This window comes from Nocardia sp. NBC_01388, assembly GCF_045040085.1.
In the GTDB taxonomy this organism is placed as follows: domain Bacteria; phylum Actinomycetota; class Actinomycetes; order Mycobacteriales; family Mycobacteriaceae; genus Nocardia.
On sequence record NZ_CP109553.1, the window covers coordinates 1,621,030 to 1,642,152 of the forward strand.

At 66.0% G+C, this 21,123-nt stretch carries 24 protein-coding genes; 10 read left to right on the forward strand and 14 right to left on the reverse strand.

What is annotated here, in order from left to right; translation table 11 throughout:
• Positions 1 to 117: 117 nt before the first annotated feature.
• Positions 118 to 489, forward strand: coding sequence for an anti-sigma factor antagonist (locus tag OG716_RS07440; protein ID WP_405136944.1), 372 nt, complete (start codon positions 118 to 120; stop codon positions 487 to 489).
• Between the two features lie 24 nt (positions 490 to 513).
• Here OG716_RS07440 and OG716_RS07445 read toward each other — a convergent pair whose 3' ends face one another.
• On the reverse strand, positions 514 to 966 hold the full coding sequence (locus OG716_RS07445) for an ATP-binding protein (protein WP_405136945.1): 453 nt from the start codon (positions 964 to 966) through the stop codon (positions 514 to 516).
• Positions 967 to 1,222: 256 nt separating this feature from the next.
• Complete coding sequence (locus tag OG716_RS07450; RefSeq protein ID WP_405136946.1) at positions 1,223 to 1,591, reverse strand: VOC family protein; 369 nt, start codon at positions 1,589 to 1,591, stop codon at positions 1,223 to 1,225.
• A gap of 162 nt (positions 1,592 to 1,753) precedes the next feature.
• Between OG716_RS07450 and OG716_RS07455 the strand changes: the two genes are divergently transcribed.
• Positions 1,754 to 2,905: an epoxide hydrolase family protein gene (locus OG716_RS07455; protein ID WP_405136947.1), complete on the forward strand. Its 1,152-nt coding sequence runs from the start codon at positions 1,754 to 1,756 to the stop codon at positions 2,903 to 2,905.
• Positions 2,906 to 3,387: 482 nt separating this feature from the next.
• Here OG716_RS07455 and OG716_RS07460 read toward each other — a convergent pair whose 3' ends face one another.
• A complete protein-coding gene (locus tag OG716_RS07460) occupies positions 3,388 to 3,798 on the reverse strand; it encodes a hypothetical protein (RefSeq protein ID WP_405136948.1) in 411 nt (136 codons plus the stop codon).
• A gap of 377 nt (positions 3,799 to 4,175) precedes the next feature.
• On the opposite strand from OG716_RS07460, the gene OG716_RS07465 reads away from it, so the two are divergent.
• The 3 genes from OG716_RS07465 to arfB all read left to right on the forward strand — a co-directional run bounded on the left by OG716_RS07465 (position 4,176) and on the right by arfB (position 6,512).
• Positions 4,176 to 5,186 carry an aldo/keto reductase gene (locus OG716_RS07465; protein ID WP_405136949.1) on the forward strand — a complete coding sequence of 337 codons (1,011 nt, stop codon included), beginning with the start codon at positions 4,176 to 4,178 and terminating at the stop codon, positions 5,184 to 5,186.
• A gap of 180 nt (positions 5,187 to 5,366) precedes the next feature.
• On the forward strand, positions 5,367 to 5,951 hold the full coding sequence (locus OG716_RS07470; protein WP_405136950.1) for a hypothetical protein: 585 nt from the start codon (positions 5,367 to 5,369) through the stop codon (positions 5,949 to 5,951).
• A gap of 132 nt (positions 5,952 to 6,083) precedes the next feature.
• Positions 6,084 to 6,512, forward strand: coding sequence for an alternative ribosome rescue aminoacyl-tRNA hydrolase ArfB (gene arfB, locus OG716_RS07475; protein WP_405136951.1), 429 nt, complete (start codon positions 6,084 to 6,086; stop codon positions 6,510 to 6,512).
• A gap of 56 nt (positions 6,513 to 6,568) precedes the next feature.
• Here the strand turns inward: arfB and OG716_RS07480 are convergent, their stop codons facing one another.
• On the reverse strand, positions 6,569 to 7,522 hold the full coding sequence (locus OG716_RS07480; RefSeq protein WP_405136952.1) for an NmrA family NAD(P)-binding protein: 954 nt from the start codon (positions 7,520 to 7,522) through the stop codon (positions 6,569 to 6,571).
• Between the two features lie 89 nt (positions 7,523 to 7,611).
• Between OG716_RS07480 and OG716_RS07485 the strand changes: the two genes are divergently transcribed.
• Complete coding sequence (locus OG716_RS07485; RefSeq protein WP_405136953.1) at positions 7,612 to 8,151, forward strand: winged helix-turn-helix transcriptional regulator; 540 nt, start codon at positions 7,612 to 7,614, stop codon at positions 8,149 to 8,151.
• A 111-nt stretch (positions 8,152 to 8,262) separates the two neighbouring features.
• On the forward strand, positions 8,263 to 8,661 hold the full coding sequence (locus tag OG716_RS07490) for a DUF4870 domain-containing protein (RefSeq protein WP_405136954.1): 399 nt from the start codon (positions 8,263 to 8,265) through the stop codon (positions 8,659 to 8,661).
• A 74-nt stretch (positions 8,662 to 8,735) separates the two neighbouring features.
• Here OG716_RS07490 and OG716_RS07495 read toward each other — a convergent pair whose 3' ends face one another.
• Both OG716_RS07495 and OG716_RS07500 read right to left on the reverse strand, forming a co-directional pair.
• Positions 8,736 to 9,290 carry a class I SAM-dependent methyltransferase gene (locus OG716_RS07495; protein WP_405136955.1) on the reverse strand — a complete coding sequence of 185 codons (555 nt, stop codon included), beginning with the start codon at positions 9,288 to 9,290 and terminating at the stop codon, positions 8,736 to 8,738.
• A gap of 103 nt (positions 9,291 to 9,393) precedes the next feature.
• On the reverse strand, positions 9,394 to 10,365 hold the full coding sequence (locus OG716_RS07500) for an NADP-dependent oxidoreductase (protein WP_405136956.1): 972 nt from the start codon (positions 10,363 to 10,365) through the stop codon (positions 9,394 to 9,396).
• Positions 10,366 to 10,584: 219 nt separating this feature from the next.
• Between OG716_RS07500 and OG716_RS07505 the strand changes: the two genes are divergently transcribed.
• The 3 genes from OG716_RS07505 (at position 10,585) to OG716_RS07515 (ending at position 13,321) form a co-directional block, all read left to right on the forward strand.
• The gene (locus tag OG716_RS07505; RefSeq protein ID WP_405136957.1) at positions 10,585 to 11,232 is read left to right on the forward strand and encodes an NUDIX hydrolase; all 648 of its coding nucleotides are present in this window, start codon (positions 10,585 to 10,587) and stop codon (positions 11,230 to 11,232) included.
• 302 nt (positions 11,233 to 11,534) lie between these two features.
• Positions 11,535 to 12,038, forward strand: a complete 504-nt coding sequence (locus tag OG716_RS07510; protein ID WP_405136958.1) for a DUF6069 family protein — start codon at positions 11,535 to 11,537, stop codon at positions 12,036 to 12,038.
• Between the two features lie 473 nt (positions 12,039 to 12,511).
• Positions 12,512 to 13,321, forward strand: a complete 810-nt coding sequence (locus OG716_RS07515; protein WP_405136959.1) for an amidohydrolase family protein — start codon at positions 12,512 to 12,514, stop codon at positions 13,319 to 13,321.
• A 3-nt stretch (positions 13,322 to 13,324) separates the two neighbouring features.
• Here OG716_RS07515 and OG716_RS07520 read toward each other — a convergent pair whose 3' ends face one another.
• From OG716_RS07520 to OG716_RS07555, 8 genes are read right to left on the reverse strand one after another with little or no spacing between them, the layout of a single operon-like run.
• Positions 13,325 to 14,173, reverse strand: coding sequence for a carbohydrate ABC transporter permease (locus OG716_RS07520; protein ID WP_405136960.1), 849 nt, complete (start codon positions 14,171 to 14,173; stop codon positions 13,325 to 13,327).
• On the reverse strand, positions 14,166 to 15,119 hold the full coding sequence (locus OG716_RS07525; protein WP_405136961.1) for a carbohydrate ABC transporter permease: 954 nt from the start codon (positions 15,117 to 15,119) through the stop codon (positions 14,166 to 14,168). Before OG716_RS07525 ends, OG716_RS07520 begins: the two co-directional genes overlap by 8 nt.
• Positions 15,120 to 15,123: 4 nt before the next feature.
• Complete coding sequence (locus OG716_RS07530) at positions 15,124 to 15,981, reverse strand: metallophosphoesterase (protein WP_355122204.1); 858 nt, start codon at positions 15,979 to 15,981, stop codon at positions 15,124 to 15,126.
• Positions 15,978 to 17,348, reverse strand: coding sequence for an ABC transporter substrate-binding protein (locus OG716_RS07535; RefSeq protein WP_405136962.1), 1,371 nt, complete (start codon positions 17,346 to 17,348; stop codon positions 15,978 to 15,980). Before OG716_RS07535 ends, OG716_RS07530 begins: the two co-directional genes overlap by 4 nt.
• A 35-nt stretch (positions 17,349 to 17,383) precedes the next feature.
• Positions 17,384 to 18,517, reverse strand: a complete 1,134-nt coding sequence (locus OG716_RS07540) for an ABC transporter ATP-binding protein (protein ID WP_405136963.1) — start codon at positions 18,515 to 18,517, stop codon at positions 17,384 to 17,386.
• Between the two features lie 9 nt (positions 18,518 to 18,526).
• The gene (locus OG716_RS07545) at positions 18,527 to 19,420 is read right to left on the reverse strand and encodes an alpha/beta fold hydrolase (RefSeq protein WP_405136964.1); all 894 of its coding nucleotides are present in this window, start codon (positions 19,418 to 19,420) and stop codon (positions 18,527 to 18,529) included.
• Positions 19,417 to 19,944 (reverse strand): YiiD C-terminal domain-containing protein, encoded by a 528-nt coding sequence (locus OG716_RS07550; RefSeq protein WP_405136965.1) that lies wholly within the window; start codon positions 19,942 to 19,944, stop codon positions 19,417 to 19,419. Before OG716_RS07550 ends, OG716_RS07545 begins: the two co-directional genes overlap by 4 nt.
• 14 nt (positions 19,945 to 19,958) lie before the next feature.
• On the reverse strand, positions 19,959 to 21,119 hold the full coding sequence (locus OG716_RS07555) for an acyl-CoA dehydrogenase family protein (RefSeq protein ID WP_405136966.1): 1,161 nt from the start codon (positions 21,117 to 21,119) through the stop codon (positions 19,959 to 19,961).
• Between the last annotated feature and the right edge of the window lie 4 nt (positions 21,120 to 21,123).

Below are 21,123 nucleotides of genomic sequence, written 5' to 3' on the forward strand. Positions count from 1 at the left end.
ACGGGCACGGAGCGCCACATCGAACCGGTGATCGAACCGCTGCCAGTTCTAACCGTAGGCGACCTGCCCGCCGACCTCGCCGCCGTTCCGTCGGTGGCGGGCCCTAAAGTGCCCACCGTGACAGAACATGAGCAGGGATCGCGCTCGCCGGACTTGCGGGTCGAGCATCGAATGATCGGCGATGTCGCCGTAGTGGCGATCTGGGGAGAGGTCGACGGCACCACGGCCCCGCAGCTGGCGGCCGCGGTGCAGGCCGGTCTCGACCGCACCCGCGCCCGCTACTGCGTTCTCGATCTGACCGATGTGCAATTCCTTGGCGGCGCCGGTTTGAAGACCCTCGCCGCAACCAACCTGGAAGCCGAAATTCGCCGGGAACCGTTGCGGATCGTTGTCGATGCCAACCGCCCGGTCATCCGCCCCCTCGAGATCTCCGGCCTCGAGGAGGTCCTCGCGCTCTATCACACCGTCGAGGAAGCACTCGCCGGCTGATCCCGAGCTGCCGCGATCAGCCGCCTACGAATCGCCGGAGGTGCCGGGCTGGGCCGGTGCCATCAGGGGAGAGTGCGGCCGATCGAGGGGCAGCTCGGCCCACACCGTCTTGAACCCCGAGTAGTGGATGACTCCCCACGCGGTGGCGATACGGTCGATCACGATCATCCCCCGCCCGCCCGCCAGATCTGGCGTACGTATGTGCGGATCACCGGCTCCGCTGTCCTCGACCTCGACCCGGAGCCGGGTCTCGCCCGCCTGCAGCGAGAGTCGACAATGACGAGGTGGGCTGCCGTGCTCGTGGGCGTTGGCGACCATCTCGTCGACGACCAGCACGGCGTCCTCGACGATGACACCGGTATCGGGCGCCAGCAGCTCCCGCACCGCCTCGCGTATCCGCCAGCCCGGAGTGAGGTCGAGATCGAACTGTGCCGCCTGCCCCTCGTCCCCGCAAGGCGCCGACAGCGGTGTCGTCATCGTGTCCACCCTCCGCTCGCCACAGGCCAGGTCAACGCCTGGCTACCCCGTTACTCGGCGAGGAAACCCACCGGCCCCCAAACTCTAGAACGAACAGGCCGACGCAAACAGAACTGTTCGATCCCAGCGGACTCTTGTCCCATTCCCGGGTACCGAGCTCGGTCCTGCACAGCCTGGGGCCCGCTGCCGGTCGGGGGACGTCATGTCATGCCGCAGACGGCGCTGACCGAACCGGCGGGCGCCGCTTCCATTCCTGTCACACGGCGGGCGACAGGCAAAGGCAAAAGGGATGGCCGGCCGGGTCGAACAGAACTCTGCACTTGGCGGGCGCTGCCTGATGGTCGGCGATCCGAGCTCCGAGTCGTACAGCCTCTGCCTGCGCCACGTCGAGATCCGCTACCGCCAGATCGAGATGGATCTGCTTGGGAGTGCTTTCATCCGGCCAGGATGGAGGCTGATAGTTCGGCACACGGATGGCCGTAAGCACCAGGTGTGCCAGCTTCACACTCACGAACTTCTCAGTGCCCGTTGCGATCACACCGCCCAGCAGGTCGGCCCAGAAAGTCGCGAGAGCGGTCGGATCATCGCAGTCGAGGGTGATGGATCCCAGGTACGCTATAGCCACCGCTCGATACTAGAACGCGTTGCAATTTGAGTGAACCTGCAACGCACTGTGTCGCCGAGTTGAGGGTGTTCTCGTCCGGGTGGTGAGGTGTGGCGGGCGACACGATTGCGGGCGAGTGAATCAGGACAGAATCTGACTTGCCCGGGTCCTAGATTGGTCGGCATGAACGCTGACATCATTCCCTTCCGGATAGATATCCCGCAGGTTGAGCTCGATGATCTGCGTGACCGTCTGGCCCGTACCCGCTCGCCGCACCGGGTGCCCGGCACCGGCTCGGACTGGGACCACGGCATCGCCCCGGACTACCTCCACGAGCTGGCCACCTACTGGGCTGAAGGGTTCGATTGGCGGGCACAGGAAGCCGAACTGAACCGCTATCCGCAGTTCGTCACCGAGATCGACGGACAGACCATCCATTTCCTGCATCTGCGCTCGCCCGAACCGAACGCGACACCGCTGCTGCTCAACCACAGCTACCCGACCTCGTTCGTCGAGTTCCTCGCCGCGAGTGGGCCTTTGACCGATCCACGTGCCCACGGTGGCGACCCGGCCGACGCGTTCCACTTGGTCATCCCGTCACTGCCGGGATTCGTCTTCTCGAGTCCACTCTCGGCGCGCGGCTGGAACATGGAGCGGACCGCGCTCGCTTTCGGGGAGTTGATGACCCGCCTCGGTTACGAGCGTTTCGGTGTCGAGGGTGGTGATCTCGGTGCCGGTGTGACCGGCCGGGTGGCGACGTTGCTGCCCGAGCGGGTCATCGGCGCTCACACCCACGGTGACCGGCTCCAGGTCGGCATGGTCGGGGAAGACCTGCCGGTGCCTACCGGCCTGGACCCCGACGAGCAGAAGCAGCTCGAACAAGCGCAGTACCGCTGGTCGCAGATGAAGGGCTACAAAGTCCTGCACTCGACCGAGCCCAACGCCGTGTCGGCGGGCCTGGCCGACTCTCCGATTCTGCAATTGGCCTGGATCGCGGAGAAGTTCGTCGAGTGGGCCAACCCGGCGACACCGATCAGCCGCGACAACGTCTTGATCACCGCGAGCCTGTACTGGTTCACCCGCACCGGGCCCGCAGCAGCCGACTTCTACTGGGAGATCGCCCACGCCGAAAATCCCGGCTGGGGCGATACCTCGGCGGTGCCGCAGGGTCAGTCACTGTTCTTCAGCGACCCGTTCGTGCGCAGACTGCTCGGCGCCGGTGACAGCGTCGCCTTCTTCCGTGAGCACGCCGAGGGCGGGCATTTCCCTGCTTTCGAGGTTCCCGATCTGTTCGCCGGCGACATCCGCGCCTTTTTCCGGCAACTCCGCGGCTGACACCGAATCCTCATCCGATGCTGCCGTCCCAGTGCGATCAGCCTGGGATGGCAGCGCTTACACACCACCTGAGGAAACGCACTATTCTGCCGCATACCGCGCTGTTGAGTTCGGCCACTTGGCTTCTCGGGAAGGCTACGACCGAGATGACCTTCGGCAACTGGTCGAATGGCTGTGGGCCACATGGGGTTGGCTGGAGAATCGGCCTGAGCGGTCAAAGATCGCACTGGGGCGGCATATTTTGCCGGTGAGGCGGGGTTTGTGACCGCTCAGGCCGATCGAGAACTCTGACCGTGGAAGGTCAACTGGCGGTGTTCAACCGGGGCCGGTCGAACGCACCCTATTGCCGAATATCGTGCGTTTGCGAACGCATCATCATGGCGCGCCCCGCGCCGAGCGAACCAGCCGAGCCGCAGTCGGCCGCACGCCCTGATCTGCGAATGGGTGAGCCCAGAAAACCAACTCGAGCAGCGAAACCTGGGTCAGTAATCCAAGTCGGCGTCGTTCCCGACTGTGCCGTCGTACCGATTGTCCGCCACGGACAGGCTGGCGATCATGTGCACCTCGCCCTTGACCATGCTGACGTGCTCTGTCGGGATCACCACCGAATGCTTGGTCCCATCGCAATTGGCCGCCGCGAAGAAGTCTTCGGCTTCTTTCTCACCGCCGTTCGTTACGATGAGCCACACGAACTTTGCACCCGAGTCCGCAGCGCAGGTATAGCTGACGGTCACTTTCGCGACATCGCGGTACTGGCTGCTCACCTCAACCTTATCGATGCTGTGCACTACGGCCGGACCAGCAGCCATCGCCGCCCCAGCACCGGTAAACACGGCCGTGCCTGCAACACAACCAGCGAGAAACCGCACACACCAACGCTCCAGATTGATCATGACGACCCTTCTTCGAAGGTGGACCAGCTAAGTGCGGCTCACCCTACGGCAGCGAACCGCGGTGTCTATGTGTACGCGCTGGGATGCCCGAGGCCGTGCCTATGACATTTCGTGCCAATCGGTCTGTTTTGAAGAAAGCACTGCTCAGACTCCGTTCTGGGTAGATCGCTTTCAATAGATCCGACATGCGGTGCCGGACGAATATCCGCTACTGCCGCATGCCGCGCTGTTCGGAACGGCCAGCGCTGAGTGACCGAAGATCAACGGCACAGGGTCATCTCGGGGCCGTCGCAGTGTCCGCACATGCCGTACGCCTCTGGATTCCGGACCGAGACGCATTTGCGTTGGAGCGCACTCCAACTCTTAGGTTCGGACGCATGCGATACATCAAGCTCGGAACGACCGGATTGGAAGTCTCCGCAATCACGCTGGGCTGTATGAGCTTCGGCGAGCCGGACCGGGGCGGTGAGCCCTGGTCGCTGAGCGTGGACGCCAGCCGGGACATCATCAAGAAGGCCCTCGAGAGCGGCGTAAATTTCCTCGACACAGCCAATGGGTACAGCGCCGGAAGCAGCGAGGAGATCGTCGGTCAAGCGGTCAAGGACTTCACCCGGCGTGAGGAGGTCGTTCTCGCCACCAAGGTCTGGATGCGGATGCGTCCCGGCCCGAACGGCGCCGGGCTGTCCCGCAAGGCGATCTTCGCCGAGCTCGACGCATCCCTGAAGCGACTGGGGACCGACTACATCGACCTCTACCAGATCCACCGCTGGGACTACGACACTCCGATCGAGGAAACCCTCGAGGCGCTCCACGACGCGGTCAAATCCGGGAAGGTCCGCTACATCGGAGCCTCTTCCATGTACGCCTGGCAGTTCGCCAAGGCCCTGTACCTGGCTGACCTGAACGGCTGGACCCGGTTCGTATCGATGCAGGAGCACTACAACCTCATCCACCGGGAAGCAGAGCGGGAGATGATCCCGCTGTGCGCCGACCAGGGCGTCGGCGTGATCCCGTGGAGCCCGCTGGCGCGGGGCAGGCTGACGCGGGCCTGGGACACAGCCACGGCGCGTGCCGAGACCGACGCTGGTGGCACAATCCTTTACCGCGACGAGGACCGGCCGGTGGCGGAGCGCGTCCACGAGATCGCAGGCAGGCGGGGTTTGTCCCCGGCCCAGGTCGCCCTGGCCTGGGTCATGCGCAACTCGGCGGTGACCTCGCCCATCGTCGGGGTCACCAAGCCTGCCCAGCTGGCCGACGCGGTCGCCGCGGTGGACGTCGAACTCGACGAAGACGAGGCCGCCTGCTTGGAGGAGCGCTACCAGCCGCACGAGGCTGCCTACTTGGAGGAGTCCTTCTACAAGCGGCAGCCTGTGCCGGACTCCCGGTAGTCCGGTCCAGTGCGGTGTGACGGAAGATCAAGTGGCCGTGTCTATCTGGGTCGACCGTGGCACTGCCCGCGCCGCGTGAGCTGATTCCGCACGAATTACAATAATGCAGTTCCGCAGCTTGGAATTCGGTTTCCGATGGGGTGAACCATCCGATCGCATCCCCTGAAATATCGGCCTACGATGGATTCAGTCGTTTGTACTGCCATCGAGATGCAACCGTGCATCACGGCGAAAGGTACGGAAATGCGATTCCAGCGTAGTGCGGCAGTTTTGCTCGGTGCGGTTTTTGCCGTCCCCGTGCTGACGGGTTCGGTTGCTACTGCTGATCCGGTCATCGGCGGTTGTTACGGCGGCCAGCTCACTACCACCAACGTTCCAGGTAGCGGCAGTGCCGGGATGAACACGAACGTGACCGGAGGGCTTACTGACTGTGGCAGTGCCCAGCTGCCTGATGTCACCGGCGGCATGTTGAATATCAGTTATCCGTTCAATGTCGTGACCGGCAGTTCCTCCGGCACGGGCGCGGGCGGCAATCCGGCAGGCGGGACCATAGCGTGGTCCGATGGATCGGTGAGCGTGGTATCGGGCAACTGGGTTACCTCGCCTATCGGCCAGAATGCCATCAGTACGCTCGGTGTCATGAGCGGGCCCGGCGCGGGTCAGCAAATAGTGTTCGGTACTCGCCAGACCGCCAATGCCGGATCAGTGGGCGGCGGCAGTGGTGGAGCCGGTTCGGTGATGGTCATCGACGCCCTCTTCAGGTGACAGCGCCTTCCCTCGAATCTCGCACCGCGACTACGGTTGTGACTTGCTGCGCGCTCACGGTCAAGCGCGACACCGGCTATCGGCCGAGTCCAGCTCGCGATCCGGCGGAGGACCGAGCACAGGGGGCGGATGATGGCCGAGGACATGATCGTGACTCGGACGCTGGTGATACCCGCGTCCGAGTTGCGCGAGCGGTTCTCACGTTCGTCCGGTCCGGGAGGGCAGCACGTCAACACCACCGACAGCCGAGTCGAGCTGTCGTTCGACCTCGCCAACTCACCCTCCGTGCCCGAGTCGCTGCGCACCCGGATGCTCGACCGCCTGGCCACCCGGCTGGTCGACGGGGTGCTCACCATCGCCGCATCCGAGCAACGCGCCCAGCTGCAGAACCGCGCTGCCGCCCGCGAACGCCTGGCCTCGCTGTTGCGTGACGCGGCCGCCGCACCACCACCGGTGCGCCGCGCGACCAAGCCCTCGCGCGGAGCCGAGGAACGGCGCATCGCCGCGAAAAAGCGTCGCGGCGTCACCAAACGCAACCGCCGCGCGTCCCCCGACGATTAGCGGCGGCAAACGTACTGCTCGCTGCTTACCCTGCGATCATTGATGCGGCCGCTGTGTCAGCCCACGGTTGTGAACTGATCACGGTGGGCCTCGACGAACTCCCCGAACGCCATCGGCGGGTGCCCGATGGCCTCGGTCAGCGCAGCCGGGTTCGGAGCGGATCCGGCCGTGGAGTCGAGTTGGGAAATGGTCTCGCCGATCGTCGAGATGTGCTGGGCCATAGGGATATTGATCGTCGTCGAGGTGTCCGATCGGGCGAGGTCTTCCAAGACGGTCTGCCACTGCTGCTGGGGAATGTGCTCATACCGGATCGGCCTGCCGATCTCCGTGGCGATCACTTCGGCGATCTCATTGTGGCTCAGCGCAACTGGAGCCTGCGGATACAAGGTCGAGCCCCTCGGGTATCGGGCTGTATCGGTCAGCGCGGCGGCAGCCAGGTCGGCGGCGTCGCGGCCGCTGATCCAGGGCACCTTGCCGTTCCCGAAGCTGTTGGCAAACCTGCCGCTGCGACGAATCTCCGCGGCGTGCAGCAGGAGGATGTTCTCATAGAACAGCGCCGCGATCCGCAATACCGTCGGCTCGAGTCCCGCCCAGGTGAACACCTCCTCGGCTGCCCACTGCGCACGACCGAGGCCGCTGGGGCTCTCGGCAGCCGACGCCGCCATGGACATCACCACCAAATGTGGTGTTCGATCCGACTTGCGCAGCGCCGCCGCCAGATTGGCCGCGGCGGACACCACACCGGGGCCGACCGGGTAGGCGAAGTACACCGCGTCGACACCCTCGACGGCGGCGTCGAGAGTCCGCCGATCCTGCAGATCGCCGATGACGACGCCGATGCCGTCCTGCCGAAGCCGTTGCGCGCGATCGTCATCGGCGCGCAGCAGCACGCGAACCCGGCGGCCGCGTTCGCGGAGCTGTTCCACCACCCGGGAGCCGGTGCGGCCGTGGCGCCCACCGGCGCCGATCACCAGAACTGTCGACTCGAAATCGCCTGTCGCAGTGGTCAAGTTGCGTCCTTCCGGGTTGAGTCGCGGTCTCTCCGGAGATGAACCGCCTATCGGTTCCCGAACCTAAACCGGTTACTACTATAATGCAAGTGACTCAACTGGAAGGAGCGGCGATGCGGCGGACGAGTTTCGAACCGATGGGCTGCCCGGTGGCCGGAACGCTGGAGCTCGTCGGCGAATGGTGGTCATTGCTGATCATGCGAGACGCCCTCGACGGGTTCTCCCGCTTCGACGAGTTCGAACGCAACCTCGGCATCGCCCCGACCATGCTGACTCGGCGCTTGCGCACCCTCGTCGATGCGGGCCTGCTCGACCGCAGGCAGTACTCGGCCGCGCCGCCGAGGTACGAATATGTCGCGACCGCGAAGGGCCGCGATCTGGGGCCGGTCATCGTGGCGTTATATGCCTGGGGCAGAAAGCATGTCGATGCGGGTGAGCCGAGTGTGGTCATGATCGACCAGGACACCGACGAGGAGATCCTCCCGGTCATGGTCGACCGGAACAGTGGGCGGCCCCTGGCGGATCTGAACACCGCGTTCCTCGCCGGAGCGGGTGCCGACGAGGATATGCGCGAGCGACTGGACCCCGGCCTGCGCGCGGCTCGCCGACAGCGCTCGCGCATCACCTAGTCGCCCGGCTGCCTTCCGGCGGGGCGTCCTCTTACGCTCCCGGCCCGGAGACCTGCGGTTCGTGCCGAAAGTTGGGATCGGTAGGTGGCGTGCGCGGCATCTACTGACGCCATGACTTCTTCACAGCACCCCACGAATCAACCGCAGTCCGCCGGCCTGGACAAGAAGACCAGCGCGATCCTGTCCTACGCGCTGGGCTGGCTCACCGGAATCATCTTCCTACTCGTGGGAAAGAACGATCCCGACGTGAAATTCCATGCCTCGCAATCGATCGTCTTCTTCGGGGCGGTCTCGGTGGTCAATATTGTCCTGAGCATCGTCGGCTCGTTCCTCGGAGCACTGGGGATCATTTTCAGCCTCGTCGGACTCGCGGTCGGGGTCCTCGCGGTTGTCGTCTGGATCATGGCCATGGTCCAGGCGAACAACACCGGCGGCGTCCGCGCGCCGCTTCCCATCGTCGGAAAGTTCACTGCCCCCTCTGCCGATCAGTTGGCCAACTCGATCAAGTAGCGGCGGTCGGCTGCGAGTGTCCGGAGATCAACGGCCCGAGATATCTCGGGCCGTTGGCCTTCGCGCGGAAGCCCTCAGCGGCTCGCCCGCAGTATGCGAACCGGGCGCAGCGACTGGGGTGGGTCACCTTCGAATTCCGCCGACCCCTCGAGGTATCCAGCGATGAGGTCCGCAGCGGAGTGATCTTCGATGTCGGTGAAGCCGAGCCCGCGCAACTGTGCGGCGATGTCGTCCGGAGTGAAGTAGCTGAACCAGGGTTCGCCGACCGCTGCACCTCGATTTGCGCGCGCCTGCATTCGCGCGCGATCCTCCTCGGTGTCACCCGGCTGCAGGTAGTCGAAGATCACCTCGACCGGCTCGGATTGCCGCGCAATGTATTCGAGGGTGGTGCGGGCGGCGTCCGGGGTCAGATAGAAGACGACACCGAGCCACACGAATACCGCCGGATCGGTCCGGCTGAATCCGGCGGTCTCCAATTGTTTTGCCAGTGTGTCGGTTTCGAAGTCGACCGGCACAAAAGTCAACCGCTCGGGCAGGTCGATACCGGATGCGGCCAGGCGTTGGTGCTTCCATGCTTGGGTAGCGGGATGGTCGACCTCGAAGACATGCAGGGGTCCCACATTGTCCATACGCAAGAAGCTACTCAGAAGGGCGCAGGAAGGTCGCTACTTCGAGGCCGCCTGCCGGATCGCGGACGACCCCATTGCGTTCATCGTCACGGCGCGACTTGATCTAGAGGTCGATGATGACCTTGCCGTGCACACGCCGGCTGGCCTGGAGCTCGGTCGCGCCGCGGATCTGCTCGATCGGGAAGCTCGCGGCGATCGGCACTCGAAGCCGGCCCGTCGCGGTCAGGCGGGCGATCTCTTCCAGGGCGCCGAGTGGGGCGCTCGCGCCATTGGCCGCCGGCACGTCGTCGATTTTCGTGGCGATGGTGCAGATGCGGTCGTCCGGGACGCCGAGTTCTCTTGCGGCGTGCACTGTTTCAGTCCCGTGCAGGTCGATGGCGGCGGTGATGCCGCCGGGAGCGAGGGCGCGGACCCGGTCGGTCAGGCCGTCGCCGTAGGCGACCGGCTCGGCGCCGAGATCACGCAGGAAATCGGCTGAGGTCGCCGATCCCGTCGCGATCACGCGGGCTCCCGTGATCCGGGCCAGCTGGACGGCGAATACGCCGACCCCACCCGCCGCACCGCCGATCAGCAGCGTGTCCTCCGGACCGGGGTCGATCACGGCGAGAGCCGCGGATGCGGTGCGCGCGGCGATCGCGAAGGTGGCGGCGGTGCGATCGTCAACGCCGTCGGGGGTGTGATGGGCTTCGTTCGCCGCGATCTCCCCGGCCGGTGTGACCACCACGAAGTCGGCAACCGCGCGGGACAGGGCGCTTCCGAAAACTCGGTCGCCAGGCGCGAAGCCGGTCACCCCGGCACCGACCTGATCGACCACGCCCGCATAGTCGGTCCCGAACCCCGCAGGAAGGCTCAACCCGAACCGCGCGGCGGTATCCGCATCGCCGGTCATAATCCAGTCCATCGGATTCAGACCGGCCGCAGCGACCCGCACCCGGATCTGACCCGGGCCCGCTTGCGGAGCAGGAATCTCACGGACTTCCAGGACCTCGGGTCCGCCGAATGAATCGAGCTGGACCGCCCGGCTCGTGCCCTTCGTCGATTGAGCGCTCTGCTCCTGCACGTATACCTCTTTCATTTGGGCCGAGGAAACGCATGTAAACGGACGATGCTCCGTTTACATGAATAACCGTAACGCAAATGGAGCGTGATCCGCGTCGACTGATGCGGAGACTCCCCGGCGCAGGTCCGAGTCCGCGGAATCGATCGCCGATAGTCCGGAGCACGGCAGCGTTGACGACCGGGCTTGCCGGAGCGGGCGTTTGACGGTGATGGCGGGGCGAATTAGGTTCGGCTGATGGCGGTCGACGGGGACAGTGGGGGATACCGCTGGAGTGAAGTGCCCGGGGACCAGTTGCGGTGGGGGATCGCGGGGGCGCTGGGCGGGTTTTCGCGGCGGGCTGTTGATCCTGGTGACCGTAAGGCTGCTGCGGTATTGATTGCGATCGCCGATCGTGGTGGGGAACAGGGGATTTGGCTTACGGAGCGGTCTTCGGGGCTGCGGGCTCATGCCGGGCAGTTGGCCTTGCCGGGCGGGCGGCTGGATCCGGGGGAGGATGCGGAAGAGGCGGCGTTGCGGGAGTTGCACGAGGAGTTGGGGGTCGCCGTGGCTCGCTCGACGGTGCTCGGGCTGCTCGACGATTACCCGACTCGCTCCGGCTATGTGATGACGCCGGTGGTCGCCTGGCTCGGTGACTCGCCGGAACCCACCCCCAATCCTGCTGAAGTGGCTGTGGTGCACTGGATTCCGCTCTCGGATCTCGATGTCGAACCGCGCTTCGTGCCCGTGCCGGGTTCCGACCGTCTCGCCATCCAGTTGCCGCTGCTAGGCGGCCACCTGCATGCCCCGACCGCTGCGATCCTCTATCAATTCCGTGAAGTGGCCCTGCATCACCGCGCCACCCGCGTCGATCACATGGATCAGCCCCGCTTCGCTTGGGAATGAGCGGTAGCCAGAACCCGTATCGCATGACTGTGAGGCATCGGGGCACCGTGCCGCGCGACGATTTCCTGATCCCGACCTCACGCGCCGAGTCGATGCTCTCGGCCGCTCGCCCGATCTCGAGATGATGCTCTCGGCCTCGCGCCGCTGAAGATTTGCCATCGGCCGTTACTCGGGAGTTCCCTGCAGGCTAGATGTGTGTCTTGGGTGATTGCGCAGTGGTTGTACGGCGCGTCGTAGTCGTGTCGTGTTGCGCGGAGCGCGTATTCGCGTGGGATGGGGGTTGTGCCGGTACGGTCTGGCGCATGCGCGACTACAACGTGCCACTTCAGGGTGAACCGTACGCACCGCGAACCGACTCCGGGAATGAGGAGCCGGCTTCCGGCCGTGGCATCGATTTCGGCAAGTTGTGGGCCGGGGGTGTGGGGGCGGCCATTGTCGTGGCGCTGGTGATCGTGGTCGGAGTGCTGTTGGTGCGCGGGGTGTTCGGGTTCGCGCTATTGGCGCCCGAGGGCAATGGGACCTACGGCAATGCGAGTACGACCGGGTACGCGCTCGGCGGTGCGGCGGTGGCGCTGCTGTCGACCGCGCTGCTCACGCTGTTGCTGCTGTTCATGCCCAATCCCATGACCCTCTTCTATTGGATCGTGGCCCTGGTCACCGCCGTCGCGGTGATCGTCCCGTTCACCCTCACCGCCGACCAGACGTCCGAAATCGCCACCGCCTGCATCAATCTCGTCGCCGGTTCCGCCCTGATAGCAGTGCTGGGCTCTGCTGCCCGGGCTTCGATCGGCGAACCGAACTATTGAGTGGCGGTGGTGCGCAGGTCGCCGTTATAGTGGTCGCCGCGACGCGGGGAAGCTCCTGGATCTATAGCTGGGGGCCGAGTTGAGTTCCCCTGCGTCGTCCAAAAATTCCCCGGCCGCGGCGACGCCGACACCACACCCGCCATCGCGGTGCTCACGGCCGTGGCCAGCAGCGCTTCCGCACCCGGCAGCAATGCGATTCGCCCGGATTGCACCTGTGCGACCATCAGATCCACACGGTCGGTGACGACCTGATCAGCCGACTCGACACCGCACACCTGCGCGAGATACCGGGCCCATTCACCGTGGCCGTGGGTCCGTCGGCGGTCGGCATCGGACCAGTTGGGCGATCCGCGCCCCCGTCGGCGCCACATCTCGGTCGCTTTCGGGTGTGATGCGCCGCTGCGGCAACAGCGTCTTCAAAACTGATCGATATCCGGCCATGATGGACTCGAGGTCGAAAGGAGCACCGGCGCATGACGATCGACGCTTGGGCGCAACATCCCACCCCCCGCTTTCTCGCACAGGACATGTTCGCTTCCCTGCGGAAGTGGACGGGTGATGCCATACCCACCGGTGAGATCCCGCTGTCGACGACCCTGGCGGTGCTGGATGCCGCCGGTGTGGACCGGGCGCTCATCTCGGCCTGGTCGGCGCCGGAGGGCGTGCTGATCAGCAATGACGAGGTCGCCAAATGGGTGGCCGAGGCGCCCGACCGGTTCTCCGGCATCGCTTCGGTGGATCTGCGCAAGCCCATGGAGTCCGTGCGCGAGCTGCGGCGGTGTGCCGAGCAGGGCTTCGTGGGTTTGCGGGTACTGCCGTGGCTGTGGGAGGTGCCGCCCACGGACGCCCGCTTCTACCCGCTGTATGCCGCGTGTGTGGACCTGGGCATTCCGTTCTGCACCCAGGTCGGGCACACCGGCCCGCTGCGCTCCTCGGAGCCCGGGCGGCCCATTCCCTACATCGACCGGGTGGCGCTGGATTTCCCGGAGCTGACCATCGTCTGCGGCCATATCGGCTACCCGTGGACCGAGGAGATGATCGCGGTCGCCCGCAAGCACGAGAACGTGGTCATCGACACCTCGGCCTACACCACGAAACGCCTTCCGCCCGAGCTGGTCTCGTATATGAAGACCCGCAGCGGCCGCCGGAAGGTGTTGTTCGGCACCAACTATCCGATGATCTTCCCGCAGCACGCGCTGGACGGCCTGGACGATCTCGGCCTCGATGACGAGACGCGCGCGCTGTATCTGGAAGGCAACGCGCGCCGCGTCTTCGGGCTGTAGCGCCTATTTCAGGCCGGAGCGGACGAAGGCATTGACAATGTGCCGCTGCAGCACCAGGTAGAGCGCGAGCACCGGGAGGCAGGCCAGGCCCGCGACGGCCATCATCGGCCCCCACTGCGTGCCCTCGGTGCCCATGAAGCTGCGCAGGCCCAGCTGTAGTACCCCATTGGACTTGCGCAGCACCACCGCCGGCCAGAAGTAGTCGTTCCAGGCATTGATGAACAGCAGAATGCCCAGGGCGGCAAGGGCGGACCGCAGATTCGGCACCACGACCGTCCACAGGATGGACCAGGAGGAGCGCCCGTCCATCTTCGCCGCGGCCACCAGTTCCTTCGGAAAGGCCGCCATATGCTGTTTCATCATCAGCACCCCGAGCGCCGAGCAGAGCGTGGGCAGGACGATGCCGATCAGGGAGTCGATCAAGCCCAGCCGGGTGAGCAGAATGAAGTTCGGCAGCATGGTCACCTGGAACGGCACCAGCCAGATGCCGACGAACGCCAGATACAGCAGCTTCTGCAGTGGGAAGGTGTACATGGCGAAGGCATACGCGGCCAGCAGTGCGACCAGCAGCTGTCCGGTGGCCGAGAGTATCGCCACGAAAAAGGTATTCGCGATCAGGCCGGCGATGTCGACCTCGTGTGCGGCGGTGGAGAAGCTGCGCAGCGACAGCGGCCACGGCAGCGGTGACTGCGAGTTGACGTCCTCGGGCCGGCGCAGCGCCGTGGCGAAGAGCCAGTAGATGGGAAAGACGCACAGGACCGCGGTGACCGCCAGCAGCAGGTGACTGCTCGCGGTCCGCACTCGTCCGCCGATCGAGGTGTCGGTCATCGTGGCAGGCGATGTGTCAGTCATCGTTGAAGGCAACCTTTTCCGAGATCCAGACGAGTATCCCGGCCACCACGCCGAAGCCGAGGAACAGCAGAACGCCTGCGGCGGCGCTCAATCCGGCGTCGAAGCTGTGGAATGCGTAGTCCCACAGCAGGTAGTAGATATTCGTGGTGGCCTGCGCGGGCCCGCCCTGGGTCATGGTGTCGATGAGCGGGAAAGTCAGGGTGGGACTGAGCAATACGGTGGTCAGCACCAGGAACATGAGCGTGGGCGAGAGCATCGGCAGTGTGATCCAGCGCAGGATCTGGCCTGGACTGGCGCCGTCCACCTGTGCCGCCTCGTGGTAATCGCCACTGATGCCGGCCAATCCGGCCCACACCACCAGCACCGCGAAGCCCAGCAGCTGCCAGCCGGTGATCGCGATGATCACCCCGTGCGCCGTCGAGACGTCGTACACCCAGTTCCGCTTGCTGCCGAGCAGCTGATCGACAAAGCCGCTGCCGGGGTGCAGGAGCCAGCGCCACACCGCCGCCGCGGCGACCGGAGCGACGAGGAACGGCGCGAAAATGAAGGCGTGGTACAGCGTCTGGGCGCGACCCCGCACCCGCTGGCTGGCCAGAGCCACGAGCAGCGGCAGCGCCACCGTGAACGGCAGCAGGCCCGCGATCATCTCCCCGGTTCGCCGCAGCGACGCCCAGAAGGACGGAAGTTCCAGCAGCCGAGTGTAATTCGCGGCGCCCACCGGTTTCATCGGTGAGGACGGCAGCAGATTCCAGGAGTACGTGGACAATTCGACCGCCTGCAGCAGCGGCCGGTACGTCCACACCACAACCAGGAACAGGGCCGGCGCCAGATAGAGATACGGCGAGACGATGCGCAGCACCCGGCGAGCCAGGATGCGGCGCGGCCGCGCCGCTGGCGCCGTAACGGTCACCAGCGGCGCGGCCTGCGGAGCGACTACGACGAACACCGCATCACCCGGAGTGCGCGACCACGGTCGCCAGTCGTTCGAGCACGGCGGCCTCGTCATTGTTGTAGATCTCGGTCGCGGGAGTGGTCTCCACGGCGGTGGCGATCACCGCCGAGGGCAGCACATCGATTCGGCTGTAACCGGATCCGGTAATGCTGCGCTGGCGTCCCACCGGCGACATGGCGTCGAGGCGGTAGGCCAGAGCCGGACCGACCCACACCGGAATACCGGCCAGTGCGGAGGCGGCGGTCATATGGTTGTGCCCGCACAGGATCATGCGCACATCGGTGCCCGCGACCACCGCCGCCAGCTGTTCGGCGTGCTGCAGCTTCAGCACCTGCGCGGCCGCGATGGCGGACGGCAGCGGCGGATGGTGCAGCACCAGCAGGGTGCCCCGCGGTGCGGGGGTGCGCAGTTCCTCGGCGAGCCAGGCCAGTTGCTCGGGCTCGAGTCTGCCGTCGGCGAGACCCGGAATAGTGCTGTCCAGCGCGATGATTCGCAGTCCGGATACCTCGGTGACCCGATCGTGCGGGGCTCCGGGATCGACCGAACCCGGCTCTCGGCCGAGCAGTTCGACGCCGAATGCGGTGCGCTCGTCATGATTTCCCATGACGTAGACCAGTTCGGCCCCGAGCTTCTCGGCCACCGGCTCGACGGCCTCGCGCAGGCGGCGGTAGCCCTCGACCGAACCGTTGTCGGTGAGGTCACCGGTCAGCAGCAGCGCGTCGATGTGCCGTCCGCTCGAAAGCAGTTGCTGCAGTGCGCGATCGAGTGCCGCGTAGGTGTCGACCGTATCGAGCACCTGCTCGCCGCTGGCGCGGATATGGGTGTCGGTCAGCTGGATCAGCGTCAGTTCGTTCATGATGCCGGCAGCAGTTTGGCGCCCTCGTTACGAGCGGCGGTGAGTGTGGACTGCGGATCCTTGCCCTGGAAGACGATCGACTCGACCGCGTCCATCATGCCGTCGCGGACCTGCAGATAGTTATTGCCCGGCATGGAAACCCACGGCTCCATATTCGCCAGCTGCGCGACATTCGGGGTGACCAGCGGATTCTTCGCGGCCCAGTCGTGCAGCACGCCCGGCGCGGAGAGCATATCGGTGCGCAGCGGCAGGTAGCCGATATTGGTCGTGATCTTGGTGTAGGAATCCTCACTGGTGAGGAACTTGATCAGCTCCCAGGCCGCGCGCTGCTTGGCCGGGTCCTTGGACAGGATGTGCAGGCCCGCACCGGAATTGGTGGGGACGGTCGGCTTGGGCCCGAAACTCGGCATGGCCGCGGCGCGCAGGTCCCACTTGTCCTTGGCGCCCGCCGTGAAGGTGCCCTGAATGGCGCTGGTCTCCAGGATCATGCCGATATCGCCGCGCGCGAACGCCTCGTAGCCCTGCTTCTGCGCCAGCTTCGGCATTTCGCCGGCATTGACCAGATCCTGGGCCATCTTGGTGACCTGCACGGACGGATCGTCGGCATAGGTCAGGGAGTGGCGATCCTCGGAGATGACGCGCCCGCCATTGGAACGCACCATGGACTGGAAGCACCAGTCCTTGGCGGCCTTGGTCAGGCAGTCGATGTATACCCCGTCCTTACCGGTCTTGGTGTTGATCGCCTTGGAGGCGTCCGCGACCTCCTGCCAGGTGGCCGGCGGCTTGTTCGGGTCGAGCCCGGCCTGGCTGAAAAGGCTGGCGTTGTAATACAGCACCGGCGTGGAGAAGACGAACGGGACGCCGTAGGTCTGCCCGTCCCAATCGTCGAGGGTGCGGGCCTTGGGGGCGAACGGGACGGTGGCGCCGTCGAAATTCGCCTGGACCGCCTGCTTGCCGAACAGCGTGTCGAGCGATTTGGCCTGCAGCTGGTGGATGGTGAAATCCAGGTCGCTGAAACCCAATTGGGCCACATCCGGCGGCGTGCCGGCGACCATCTGGTTCTGAATGCTGGAGATGGTGTCGGTGGCCGGGTTCGGGCTGTTGCCCTGCGGCTTCTGCGCGGTGACCTTGATATTCGGGAACTTCTTGCCGAAGTCGGAGATCAGCGAGTTGAAGGTGTCCGTCCACGCGCCGGCCAGGCCGTAGTTGTAGGACTCGAACACGATGGACACCTGCTGGTCCGGCGCGAGCTCGGGGACCTGGCCGGTGGCGGTGGAGTCGGTGGAGGTGGTGCCGCCGAGCCCGCAGCTGGTGAGCGCGAGCGTGGCGGCGAACACCAAGCCCGCAAAGGGCAGGGTGCGTTTCACGGTAATTCTCCTCATCGAATGGGTCGTACGGGAAGTCAGGCGACGGACACGGCCGTCGCGTCCGGAACGGGTATCTCGAGCTGCTCGGGCTGCTGCCACGAGAGTCGGAGCCCGGAGTCGGCTTCGAAAAGGTGAATATCGCTGGGGTGCACGCTGAGACCGATGTCCTCGCCCGCCCGCACCCCGGCGGGCCGGGCGGCACGGACGCACAATTCGACCGAGCCCGCCGTGACATGGACGAGCTCCTCGCTGCCGAGGTTCTCCACCATGGTCACCCGCCCGCGTACGGCGGTGGCGGCATCGTCGATGCGCAGGCGTTCGGGGCGGATTCCGGCGATGACCGAGGTCTCTTCGTCGTCCGTCGAGGCGGTGATGTCCAGCGCCGCTTCCACCCCGTCGGCCCGCGCCCAGAGTTCTCCTTCGCGCCGGAGCACCTGCGCCGGAAAGAGATTCATCGGCGGCGAGCCGAGGAATCCGGCCACGAAGGTCGTCCGCGGCCTGTCGTACAGTTCCTCGGGGGTGCCGACCTGTTCGATCCGCCCCCCATTGAGCAGTGCGATTCGGGTGGCCATGGTCATGGCCTCGACCTGATCGTGGGTCACGTACAGGAAGGTGGCGCCCAGGCGGCGGTGCAGGGCGATCAGCTCGGCGCGGGTCGCACTGCGCAGCTTCGCATCCAGGTTGGACAGCGGCTCGTCCATCAGGAAGGCGCCCGGATCGCGAACCATGGCGCGCGCCAGGGCAACTCGCTGCCGCTGGCCGCCCGAGAGCGCGGCGGGGCGGCGATCGAGCAGCTGCGAGAGCTCGAGCGTGGCCGCGACCTCCGCGACCCGTGCGGCGATGGCCGCGCGGGGACGACGGCGGGCGCGCAGCGGGAAACCGATATTCTTCGCCACCGTCAGGTGCGGGTACAGCGCATAGCTCTGGAATACCATCGCCAGATCCCGGCGCTGCGGGGCCTCCTGCGTTATGTCGTTGCCGTCCAGCAGGATTCGGCCGGACGACGGCTGCTCCAGCCCCGCGATCATGCGCAGCAGCGTGGATTTGCCGCAGCCGCTGGGGCCGAGCAGCACCAGGAATTCCCCATCGGCGATGTCGAGGCTCACCTCGCGCACCGCGTAGTCGGCGCCGAATTGTTTCGACACCGTGTCGATCTGCAGGCGTGCCACGTTTCTCCTTCAGGCCGGCTGTGCGCCGGTCGTGATCCATCCCGCCACACCCGCCGCGACGGCCGGTGCGTCCTTCACCCACAGAAAGTGATCGCGATGCTGGATCGGCGAGTTCTCGTCGATATGCCACTGGGTCACCTGGGCGGCGGGCATGCGTGAAACCAGGAAGTCCACATTGGATTTCGGGCCGAGCACATCCTGATCGAGCGAGATGACCAGCACCGGCAGCTTCAGGGCGGCGAGCAGGGTGTTGTATTTGCGGCTGGTGCCGCGCGGGCGGTAGTAGCTGGTCAGCGAATGGATCGACCAGTCGATCATGACGCCGCCGGGCATCGGGGCGGGAATCAGCACACCGCCGGGCCAATGACCCGAGATCCGCGATTTGATACCGATCCACTGGATCTGGCTCAGCGCCTCGAACCAGCGGCGCGGGCCGAACGCCCACCAGAACACCGTGCCGGTGCCGATGACGGTAATCCCGGCGACGCGGCCGGGTTCGGCGGCGGCGAACAGCAGGGCGAGCTGACCGCCCAGGCTGTGGCCGAACAGGTGCACCGGTGCTCCCGGGAAGCGCTCCTCGACCGCCGCGACGATGGCGGGCAGATCGGTCTCGATCATCTCGCGATAGCCGAAGTCGGTGTGGTCGCCCAGTGCGGGCCGGGCCTCACCGTGGGCGCGCAAATCGACTGTCGCCACCGAAAGACCCTGGGCCTGCAGGCCTTTGGCGAGTGCGAGGTAATTGCGTGCCTTCATCGCCATGGCGGGCAGGATCAGCACGACCGGGGCGTCGGCGCGCTCGGCGGGCAGCCAGCGGACGGTGAACTCGATGCCGTCTGCGGGGGAGACCAGCGTGGATTCCAGCGTGCTGAATTCCGATGGCGGCTTGGGGGTTGCGGTGGTCACGACGGTTCCGTTCCGGCGATGGTCACCATGCAGACGTAGTCGAAGGTGAATTTGGCAACCGCCACCTCGTTGTCGTCGAGAAGCACTGCCTTGCCCGATAATTCGAAGCGCGAGGAGGCGGTCGCGGCGAGAATGTCGGCCAGTTCGCGCAGATCCACGGTGGCGACGGCGCGAATACGGCCCTGCGCCGGTTTGCGATACGAGGCGGTGCCGCCGCGCAGCACCAGCGCCTCGACGGTGTGCAGGCGCGCGGCGGCCGCGCCGACAAAGGCTGCCGCACCGGCGATATCGGCGGCGGTGAACAGCGCGCCGGCGTGCACGGTGCCCATGTGATTGCGGACGGTATCGCCCGGCGGGATCTCCACGACCGAGCGGTCGGCGCTGATTTCACTGATGACGGTGCCGACGTGGCGGCCGAAGGGAACCAGGGCCTGCGATACCGCCCGCAGGTATTCGTAATCGACGGCGGCGGGATCGAGGTCGGGGTAGGCGGCGCCGAATCCGGGGAGAATTGTGGTGGTCATGGTGATCGTTCCTTTCAGCGCGGTCCGCGCAGCACGCGCCGGGCGATCGACCAGCGCAGTACCTCGGACGGACCCTCGTAGATGCGGAATGCCCTGGCCTCGACCAGGAATCGGGCGACCAGGTGGTCTTCGGTGACGCCCAGCGCGCCGTGCAGCTGCACCGCGCGATCGAGCACCCGCCAGACCGCCTCGGAGACGAAGGTTTTCGCGATCGAGGTTTCGTGGCGGGCCTGCGGGGAGGTCGGTCCGTGGATATCGATGGTCTCGGCGGTGGCGCGGACCAGGCTGCGGGCGGCGGCGATGTCGATCTCGCTGTCGGCGATGAGGCCCTGTGCCAGTCCGTGTTCGGCGATCGGAACACCGAACGAGGAGCGGGTCGTGATGTGGTCGATGGTCAACTGCTGCGCCCGCACCGCGAGGCCGAGCCAGTTCATGCAGAAGGTCAGGCGGGACGGGGCCAGGCGGACCTGAGCCAGCTCCAGGCCGCGGCCGACCTGGCCGAGCACGGCGGCGTCGGAGACCTCGCAGTCGGCGAAATTGACTTCACAGTGCCCGCCGGGGGCGCTGGTGTGATCGAGGGTGCGCATGCGGCGGCCCACGTGCAGACCCGGATTGTCCTGATCGACCAGGAACATGGTGGGGCCGTCGGTGGTCATGGCGACGCAGATGATGAAGGCCGCGCCGTTCGCTCCGGTGGTGAAGTGCTTGGCGCCGTTGATGACCCAGCCGGTATCGGTCTCCTGCGCGGTGGTCTGCAGCATGCGCGGGTCCGAGCCGGCGCCGGGGGCGGGCTCGGTCAGGGCGATGGCCGAGCGGACGTCGCCGGCGGCCAGCGGGGCCAGATACCGTTCCTGCTGTTCGGCGTTGGCGACATGCGCCAGCAGGTGGATATTGCCGTCGTCGGGGGCCCAGGCGTTCACCGCCAGCGGGCCGAGCAGGCTGGCGCCCGCGGCCTCCAGCACCTGTGCCTGACCGCGGGTGTCGAGGCCGAGACCACCGTAGCGCGGGTCCGACAGGGGACCGAAGACACCCGCGGCCTTCGCCTTCTTCTGCAGGTCCAGTCGCATCTCGTCATCGGTGACGCGACCGTCGACCACCACCTCCCGTTCGACCGGTATGACGTGATCAATAACGAACTGTCTGGTCTGCTCGACCAGCTCCGTCACAGCGCTCATGGGG

Coding starts and splice junctions, on each gene's coding strand:
- OG716_RS07445 (WP_405136945.1), bottom strand. CDS start 966: ATGACGACACCGCTGTCGGCGCCTTGCGGGGACGAGGGGCAGGCGGCA.
- OG716_RS07455 (WP_405136947.1), top strand. CDS start 1,754: ATGAACGCTGACATCATTCCCTTCCGGATAGATATCCCGCAGGTTGAG.
- OG716_RS07460 (WP_405136948.1), bottom strand. CDS start 3,798: ATGATCAATCTGGAGCGTTGGTGTGTGCGGTTTCTCGCTGGTTGTGTT.
- OG716_RS07465 (WP_405136949.1), top strand. CDS start 4,176: ATGCGATACATCAAGCTCGGAACGACCGGATTGGAAGTCTCCGCAATC.
- OG716_RS07470 (WP_405136950.1), top strand. CDS start 5,367: ATGGATTCAGTCGTTTGTACTGCCATCGAGATGCAACCGTGCATCACG.
- arfB (WP_405136951.1), top strand. CDS start 6,084: ATGGCCGAGGACATGATCGTGACTCGGACGCTGGTGATACCCGCGTCC.
- OG716_RS07490 (WP_405136954.1), top strand. CDS start 8,263: ATGACTTCTTCACAGCACCCCACGAATCAACCGCAGTCCGCCGGCCTG.
- OG716_RS07495 (WP_405136955.1), bottom strand. CDS start 9,290: ATGGACAATGTGGGACCCCTGCATGTCTTCGAGGTCGACCATCCCGCT.
- OG716_RS07500 (WP_405136956.1), bottom strand. CDS start 10,365: ATGAAAGAGGTATACGTGCAGGAGCAGAGCGCTCAATCGACGAAGGGC.
- OG716_RS07505 (WP_405136957.1), top strand. CDS start 10,585: ATGGCGGTCGACGGGGACAGTGGGGGATACCGCTGGAGTGAAGTGCCC.
- OG716_RS07510 (WP_405136958.1), top strand. CDS start 11,535: ATGCGCGACTACAACGTGCCACTTCAGGGTGAACCGTACGCACCGCGA.
- OG716_RS07515 (WP_405136959.1), top strand. CDS start 12,512: ATGACGATCGACGCTTGGGCGCAACATCCCACCCCCCGCTTTCTCGCA.
- OG716_RS07520 (WP_405136960.1), bottom strand. CDS start 14,173: ATGACTGACACATCGCCTGCCACGATGACCGACACCTCGATCGGCGGA.
- OG716_RS07530 (WP_355122204.1), bottom strand. CDS start 15,981: ATGAACGAACTGACGCTGATCCAGCTGACCGACACCCATATCCGCGCC.
- OG716_RS07550 (WP_405136965.1), bottom strand. CDS start 19,944: ATGACCACCACAATTCTCCCCGGATTCGGCGCCGCCTACCCCGACCTC.
- OG716_RS07555 (WP_405136966.1), bottom strand. CDS start 21,119: ATGAGCGCTGTGACGGAGCTGGTCGAGCAGACCAGACAGTTCGTTATT.